The organism is Corticimicrobacter populi, from assembly GCF_003123725.1.
GTDB classification, from domain to species: domain Bacteria; phylum Pseudomonadota; class Gammaproteobacteria; order Burkholderiales; family Burkholderiaceae_B; genus Corticimicrobacter; species Corticimicrobacter populi.
This window is the reverse complement of the sequence record NZ_QETA01000017.1, coordinates 1-1,032: the sequence shown is the minus strand read 5'-3', so window position 1 is coordinate 1,032 and position 1,032 is coordinate 1. Positions and strand designations below refer to the sequence as shown.

At 54.7% G+C, this 1,032-nt stretch carries 1 protein-coding gene; it reads left to right on the top strand.

Annotated elements, in window-relative coordinates:
• Positions 1 to 1,016 (top strand): IS3 family transposase gene (locus DD235_RS16665; protein WP_109063247.1). Its coding sequence is split into 2 segments (ribosomal slippage), with 1,017 coding nucleotides annotated over them: positions 1 to 151 and positions 151 to 1,016; the frame shifts between segments, so codons are not numbered across the junction. This gene is flagged as partial in the annotation.
• Between the last annotated feature and the right edge of the window lie 16 nt (positions 1,017 to 1,032).

Here is a 1,032-nt window from a genome sequence, read left to right as displayed (position 1 = left end):
TACTACCTCTGGCGCAACAAATTCGGCGGCATGAACGTCTCCGACGCCAAGCGTTTAAAGGATCTGGAAGTCGAGAATGCCAGGCTGAAGAAGTTGTTGGCAGAATCACTGCTGGAGAATGAGGTCACCAAGGAAGCCCTGAGAAAAAAGTGGTGAGCGCACCATCCCGACGAGAGTTGGTGCGCTACATGATTAATCGAGGACTGAGCGAACGCCGTGCGCTGCGCGTCATTGGGATGAGCGCGAGTTCCTATCGATATCGGCCATCGCCAGATCGCAATGATGCGTTACGGCAGCAGATTGTTGAGTTAGCCCATAGGTACCGCCGTTATGGGGCTGGCATGATTTATCTAAAGCTGAGGCAAGCAGGTGTAGTGGTGAACCATAAACGCGTGGAACGGCTGTATGCAGAGGCCGGACTGCAGGTCCGAAGGCGTAAGCGTAAGAAAGTTCCTGTGTCGGATCGGCAACCTCTGGTCCGTCCCGCACAGGCCAATCAAATCTGGTCAATGGACTTCGTGTTTGATCGGACGGCCGATGCCCGCGTGATCAAAAGCCTGACCATCGTTGATGACGCCACGCATGAATGCGTGGCGATCGTGGCAGAACGCGCCATTGGCGGCAATGCCTTGACGCGAATCTTGGATCGGCTGGCACTGAGCCGCGGATTACCCAAAGCCATTCGGACAGACAACGGCAAGGAATTCTGCGGGCGCGCCATGCTCAGTTGGGCGCACGACCGAAACATCAAACTGTTCCTCATCGAACCAGGCAAACCCAACCAGAATGCCTACATCGAATCATTCAACGGGCGTTTACGCGACGAATGCCTCAATGAGCACTGGTTTACCAATCTGCCTCAGGCCAAGGTCATCATCGAAGCCTGGCGGCGGCAATACAACGAAGAAAGGCCAAAAAAGGCATTGGGCGGATTAACGCCTGCTGCCTATGCTGGCCTTCTGGCAGTAAGAACGAATACATTAACCATCCCGGACTCTAAAGCCTCGCGCTACTGAATACGGGGAGACGTCG